The sequence below is a fragment of the Verrucosispora sp. SN26_14.1 genome (genome assembly GCF_004307965.1).
Classification (GTDB): Bacteria; Actinomycetota; Actinomycetes; order Mycobacteriales; family Micromonosporaceae; genus Micromonospora.
Genome location: NZ_SISL01000321.1, coordinates 1 through 6,702, shown reverse-complemented (window position 1 = coordinate 6,702; position 6,702 = coordinate 1). Strand labels below are relative to the sequence as shown.

Here is a 6,702-nt window from a genome sequence, read left to right as displayed (position 1 = left end):
AGCGCTAGTCTCGTGGGCTCGGAGTTGTGTATACGAGACAGGGCCGGTCGGGCCACGCCGCCACAACGGGACCCGGCCCGCGAGCCGTCCGGTGCCGCACCGGTGCCCCCGCCGCCGCGTTCCGGGGAGGCGCCTGCGATGGCCCGGGCCGCCGCCGTGGTGCCCTCCGCCGACCCGACCGGGCCCCGGCCCGCACCGGATCCGGCGCTACGGCGACCCACCGACCCGGACGACGGGGACGGCGACCGGCCCGACGAGGAGGCACTGGAGGCCGACCCGGAGACGCGCCGTCAGGCCGGTGCCGGCCAGCGTCGCCGTACGCTGCTGCTGGCCCTGGTCGCCGTGCTCCTGCTCGGTGGTGTACCGGCCTTCTTCGGCGTGCAGGCGATGAACCGGGACCCGGTCTTCGTCTCGCTCGACGAGCTGGAGGTGCCGGAGTGGGCCGCGGCGCAGCCGGAGGACTTCACCAGCGGCAGTCGCTGGTGCCTGCTCGACTGTCGGCTGCGTGAGCGGACCGCCACCTCCGAGCGGTCGCCGGAGGAGACGGCCCAGGTGTACGAGGACGCGCTGAGCCGCGACGGCTGGCAGCCCTGGCAGCCCGCGTACTGCCCGGGGCAGGAGGAGAAGGGCAGCTACACCTGCTGGCGGCGCGACGAGTTGACGCTGGACCTGTGGGTCCGGGAGCCGACCTGCGTACCGCCGCCGGTGGACGGTGAGCCGGCGGTCGTGCCGTCGCCCGACCCGTCGACCGCAGCCGAGGAGTGCTCCGGTTCGTTGGTCTCGGTGAAGGTCCGCAATGCGATCGACGACGAGCGGACCAGGCCACAGCCGGACACGGATCCGTCACTGACCGGTGAGGATCCCTACCCGACGCTGACCGACGATCCGCTGGGCGAGTTGACGCCGTCACCACCGTCCTGAGCCGATTGTCATCACGGACGGTAGGGTCTGCATCTGGCGGCCCGCCCGCTGCCAGCAGGCGCGAGGCGGGCCACCGATGACGGCGTGGGCGAGAAGGTCGTACGTCTCGTGGGCCGTGGTGTCCCGGGACCGTGTTGAGGAGGACAGGCGTGGGCTTTTTGGAGGTCGCGGCGTTGATCGCGGCTATCGCGTTCGCGATGCTGGTGCTGATCCTGACGCTGCCCATCCTGCGGCTGCGGCACACCGTGGACGCGACCACCCAGATGATCAACGACCTCAACGACCGGACCGGGCCGTTGCTCGGTGACGTGAACACCACCGTGCGGAACGTCAACGTCACCCTCGAACAGGTGCAGACGTCGCTCGACGGGGTGAACCTCCAGCTCGCCAAGGTCGACACCATGACCAGTCACGCGCAGAACATCAGCGCCAACGTCGCCAACCTGGTCACCGTCGTCTCGGCCGCCGCCGCCAACCCGCTGGTCAAGGTGGCCGCCTTCGGCTACGGCGTGCGCAAGGCCGCCTCGGCCCGGCGCAGCGCCGAGACCGAGCGCGAGGTCCGCGACACCATCAAGTCCCAGCGGCGCGCCGCCCGGCGCGGCAACCGCTGACCGACGGCGGAGGTACGAGCATGAAGCGGCTGTTCTGGCTGGGCATCGGTCTGGCCGTCGGCGTGGTGGTGGTGCGCCAGGCGACCCGTGCCGCGCACGCCTACACTCCGGCGGGGATCGCCGACAACCTGTCACAATCCGCTGGCGGTCTCGTCGAGGAACTGCGTAGCTTCGTGGCGGACGTACGTGCCGGGATGGCCGAGCGGGAGCACGAGATCCACGAGGCGTTCGCCCAGGGCGAGGCGTTCGACGACCAGTTCGCCGACGTGCGCGACGAGCCGCGCATCGGTGACAGAGACATCTTTCCGGAGGAACCCCAGCGATGAAGACGGCGGAGATCAAGCGGCGGTATCTCGCCCACTTCGAGGCGAACGGCCACGCCGTGGTGCCGTCCGCTCCGCTGCCCGCCATCAACGATCCGAACCTGCTGTTCGTCAACGCCGGCATGGTGCAGTTCGTCCCGTACTTCCTCGGGCAGCAGACGCCGTCGTTCTCCCGGGCGGTGAGCGTGCAGAAGTGCATCCGCACGCCGGACATCGACGAGGTCGGCAAGACCAGCCGGCACGGCACGTTCTTCCAGATGAACGGCAACTTCTCCTTCGGCGACTACTTCAAGGACGGCGCGATCCCGTTCGCCTGGGACCTGGCCACGAAGCCGGTCGAGGCGGGCGGCTTCGGGCTGGACCCGGAGCGGGTCTGGGCGACGGTCTACCTGGACGACGACGAGGCGTACGACATCTGGCGGCGCGTCGGGGTACCGGTCGAGCGGATCGTGCGCCGGGGCAAGAAGGACAACTTCTGGTCGATGGGCATTCCCGGCCCGGCCGGCCCCTGCTCCGAGCTGTACTACGACCGTGGGCCGGAGTACGGCGCCGAGGGCGGCCCCGAGGTCGACGAGGACCGGTACCTGGAGTTCTGGAACCTCGTCTTCATGCAGTACGAGATCGCGGACGTGCTCGACAAGGAGCGGTTCCGGATCGTCGGTGAGCTGCCGAAGAAGAACATCGACACCGGCATGGGCCTGGAGCGGATGGCCTCCATCCTGCAGGGCGTCGACAACCTGTACGAGATCGACGAGGTCCGGCCGATCCTGGACCGGGCCGCCGAGCTGACCGGCAAGCGGTACGGGACGCACTCCGGGCACGCGGCGAACCAGTCGCACCCCGACGACGTCCGGCTGCGGGTGGTCGCCGACCACGTGCGTACCGCGTTGATGCTGATCGGTGACGGGGTGACCCCGTCCAACGAGGGCCGTGGCTACGTGCTGCGGCGGATCATGCGCCGGGCGATCCGCGCGGTGCGACTGCTGGGCTGGCAGGAGCGGGCGCTGCCCGAGCTGCTGCCGGTGGCCCGGGACTGCATGGCCCCGTCGTACCCGGAGCTGGCCGCCGACTTCGACCGGATCTCCGCGTACGCGTACGCGGAGGAGGACGCGTTCCTGGCGACCCTGCGGGCGGGCACCACGATCCTGGACACCGCGATCAGCGAGACGAAGTCGGCGGGTAGGCCGGCGCTCTCCGGCGACAAGGCGTTCCAGCTACACGACACGTACGGCTTCCCGATCGACCTGACCCTGGAGATCGCGGCCGAGCAGGGCCTCCACGTCGACCAGGAGGGCTTCCGGCGGCTGATGGCCGACCAGCGGTCCCGCGCCAAGGCCGACGCGCAGGCCCGCAAGACCGGGCACACCGACCTGTCGGCGTACAGGTCGGTGCTCGACGCCGGTGGTCCGGTGACCTTCACCGGTTACACCGAGGTCTCCCGCGAGTCGACGGTGCGGGCGGTGCTCGGCACCGACGGGCCGCGCGCGGCGGCGGTCGAGGGTGACCTGGTCGAGCTGGTCCTGGACACCACGCCGTTCTACGCCGAGGGCGGCGGGCAGCAGCCCGACGTCGGCATGATCACCGTGGGCGGTGGGCAGGTCGAGGTCCTCGACGTGCAGCAGCCGGTGCCGGGGCTGATCGTGCACCGGGCCCGGGTGCTCCGGGGCGAGGTGCGGGCCGGCGAGACCGGGTACGCCGAGATCGACTCCAGCCGTCGACGGGCCATCTCCCGGTCGCACACCGCGACCCACCTGGTGCACCAGACCATGCGCAACTTCCTCGGCGAGTCCGCCACCCAGGCCGGTTCGCTGAACGCCCCGGGTCGGCTGCGGTTCGACTTCAACACCGCGACCGGCGTGGCGCCGAGCGTGCTGCGGGACGTGGAGCAGCAGGTCAACGAGGTGCTCCTGGCGGACCTGGAGGTGCACGCCTTCGTCACCTCGCTGGAGGAGGCGCGGCGCATCGGCGCGATGGCGCTGTTCGGCGAGAAGTACGGCGACCAGGTCCGGGTGGTCGAGGTCGGTGACTACGCCCGCGAGCTGTGCGGCGGCACCCACGTGGCCCGCTCCGGCCAGCTCGGTCTGGTCAAGATCCTCTCGGAGTCGTCCATCGGTTCCGGCGTCCGCCGGGTCGAGGCGCTGGTCGGCATGGACGCGTTCAACTTCCTGGCCCGCGAGCACCTGCTGGTGGCCCGGCTCGCCGAGCTGTACAGGGTCCCCTCCGACCAGGTGGCGGACCGGGTCGAGCAGACCGTGACCCAGTTGCGCGACGCGGAGAAGGAGCTGGAGAAGCTGCGCGCCCAGCTCGTACTCGGCGGTGCGGCGGCCTTCGCCGCGCAGGCCCGGGACGTGCGCGGGGTGGCCTACGTCGGCATCGAGGCGCCCGAGGGGGCGGCCGGCAACGACGTCCGCACGCTGGCCCAGGAGATCCGGGGCCGGATCGACGCGGCCCGGCCGGGCGTGGTCGCGGTGGCGGCCCGCGCGAACGGCAAGGCGTCCCTGGTGGTGGCGGTGAACTCGGCCGCCCGCAGCCGTGGTGTCGCCGCGAACGATCTGGTCAAGGCGGCGTTCTCCGGGCGCGGCGGTGGTAGCCCGGACCTGGCCCAGGGGGGCGGCCTGCCCGAGTCGGAGGTCCCCAACCTCCTGCTCGCGGTGGAGAAGACGGTCGCCGAGGCGTGATTCCTCAGTACCTGACGGCAGGGCGGACCGGACCGGTCCGCCCTGCCGCCTATTCCGGGCGAGGTGACGAAGCGTGACCGGGTTGTCCCGCGGTGTGCGGTTGGGCGTGGACGTCGGACAGGTCCGGATCGGGGTCTCCCGGTCGGATCCGCACGGGGTTCTCGCCACCCCTCTGGTCACCCTCTCCCGGGATCAGAACCCCAGGTCAGACGCGGTACCGACGGACCTCGCCGAGGTGGCCGCACTGGTCGCCGAACATGAGGCGGTCGAGGTGGTGGTGGGCCTACCGGTCAACCTGGCGGGTAAACACGGCCCCGCAGCGGAGCACGTGAAGGCGTACTCTCGACAACTGGCCGATGTGATAGCGCCTGTTCCGGTGACGCTGACTGACGAGAGGATGTCCACGGTCGTGGCCAGTCGTAGGCTTGCCGAGCGCGGTGTCCGGGGGAAGAAACAACGGGCGGTGGTCGACCAGGCCGCCGCGGTGGAGATTCTGCAGAGCTGGCTGGACGCGCAGCGGAGGCGGACCGAATGATGGACGATCTGGACCTCGGGTTCGACGAGCAGGACCGGGGGGACAAGGGCAAGCACCGGCGTGGCCGCAAGCGCGGCGGCCGGTCCGGTGGCGGCAAGGGCAAGACAGTGCTCGCCCTGCTGCTGGCGCTGGTGCTGCTCGGCGGCATCGGCGGCGGCGCCTTCTACGGCTTCGACCGGATCCAGAGCTACTTCGTCACACCGGACTTCGACGGCGACGGCACCGAGGACGTGACGATCCAGATCCCGCAGGGCGCGTTCCTCGCCGACATGGCCGTGGTGCTCCGCGACGCCGGCGTGATCAAGAGCACCAAGGCGTTCACCGAGGCGGCGCAGGAGAACTCCCGCAGCCGCAACATCCAGCCCGGCACGTACAAGCTGCGCAAGGAGATGAGCGGCGCGAACGCCCTGGCCGCGATGCTCGACCCGCAGAACCGGATCGTCAACGGGCTCACCATCCCCGAGGGGCGCACCGCAAAGAGCATCTTCAAGCTGCTCAGCGAGCAGACCGACATCCCGGTCAAGGAGTTCGAGGCCGCCGCGAAGGACCCGGAGAAGCTGGGCGTACCGGACTGGTGGTTCAAGCGGGAGGACGGCAAGAAGTCCGCCAAGTCCATCGAGGGCTTCCTCTTCCCGGACACCTACGAGATCCCGCCGAACGCCACCGCCGAGGCGATCCTGGGACAGATGGTCGACCACTTCCTCTCCGTCACCGGGCAGATGAACTTCGCCGACCGGGTGCAGAAGGAACGCGGCGGGATCAGCCCGTACGAGGCGTTGATCGTGGCGTCGCTGGCCCAGGCCGAGGCCGGCACCAAGAAGGACCTCGGTCGGGTCGCCCGGGTCGCCTACAACCGGGTCTACTCGGGCACGTTCCCCTGTGACTGCCTGGAGATGGACGTCACGGTCAACTACTACTTCGAGTCGATCGGGCAGGAGGGCAAGACCTCCGGCCAGATGACGCGGAGCGACCTCGACAACCCGAAGAACCCGTACAACCGCAAGCTTCCGGGCATGGTCCCGACGCCGATCAACAACCCGGGCAAGGAAGCGCTGGAAGGCGCTATGGACCCGCCGGCCGGCGACTGGCTCTTCTTCGTGGCGATCGACAAGGAAGGCAACTCCGCCTTCACCAAGGACTACAGCCAGCACGAGCGCAACATCGAGAAGGCCAAGGAGAACGGCGTCCTGTGACGGTGGTGGCACGGCGGGCGGCAGTGCTGGGCAAGCCCATCGCCCACTCGCTCTCCCCGGTGATCCACAACGCCGGCTACGCCGCCGCCGGGCTCACCGGCTGGTCGTACACCCGGATCGAGTGCGCGGCGGCGGAGCTGCCGGACCTGGTCGCCGGGCTGGGTTCGGAGTGGGCCGGGCTGTCGGTGACCATGCCCGGCAAGGAGGCGGCACTGACCGTCGCCGCCGAGGTCTCGCCGGTCGCCGCCGCCGTCGGCGCGGCCAACACGCTGGTACGCCGCCCCGACGGCACCTGGCACGCGGACAACACCGATGTCACCGGCATGGTCGACGTGCTGATGTCCGCAGGCGTGGGCGCGAGTGCCTCTGGCGTGGTGCCGTCCGTCATGGTGCTGGGTGCGGGTGGCACGGCGCGGGCGGCGCGGGCGGCGGCGGCCCGAC

6 protein-coding genes and 1 pseudogene are annotated in these 6,702 nt (G+C 70.6%); all 7 read left to right on the top strand.

The window, feature by feature from the left end; genetic code table 11:
• Nucleotides 1-138 precede the first annotated feature (138 nt).
• Nucleotides 139-921, top strand: a complete 783-nt coding sequence (locus EYA84_RS23120) for a hypothetical protein (protein ID WP_394347604.1) — start codon at nucleotides 139-141, stop codon at nucleotides 919-921.
• 149 nt (nucleotides 922-1,070) lie between these two features.
• A complete protein-coding gene (locus tag EYA84_RS23115; RefSeq protein ID WP_131055269.1) occupies nucleotides 1,071-1,532 on the top strand; it encodes a DUF948 domain-containing protein in 462 nt (153 codons plus the stop codon).
• Nucleotides 1,533-1,552: 20 nt separating this feature from the next.
• A complete protein-coding gene (locus EYA84_RS23110; protein WP_131055267.1) occupies nucleotides 1,553-1,858 on the top strand; it encodes a hypothetical protein in 306 nt (101 codons plus the stop codon).
• Complete coding sequence (alaS, locus tag EYA84_RS23105) at nucleotides 1,855-4,533, top strand: alanine--tRNA ligase (RefSeq protein WP_131055265.1); 2,679 nt, start codon at nucleotides 1,855-1,857, stop codon at nucleotides 4,531-4,533. Before EYA84_RS23110 ends, alaS begins: the two co-directional genes overlap by 4 nt.
• 73 nt (nucleotides 4,534-4,606) lie before the next feature.
• On the top strand, nucleotides 4,607-5,068 hold the full coding sequence (gene ruvX / locus EYA84_RS23100) for a Holliday junction resolvase RuvX (protein WP_131055263.1): 462 nt from the start codon (nucleotides 4,607-4,609) through the stop codon (nucleotides 5,066-5,068).
• The gene (gene mltG, locus EYA84_RS23095) at nucleotides 5,065-6,261 is read left to right on the top strand and encodes an endolytic transglycosylase MltG (RefSeq protein ID WP_131055261.1); all 1,197 of its coding nucleotides are present in this window, start codon (nucleotides 5,065-5,067) and stop codon (nucleotides 6,259-6,261) included. Before ruvX ends, mltG begins: the two co-directional genes overlap by 4 nt.
• A 23-nt stretch (nucleotides 6,262-6,284) precedes the next feature.
• Nucleotides 6,285-6,702, top strand: a pseudogene (locus tag EYA84_RS23090) (shikimate dehydrogenase); the annotation flags it as partial.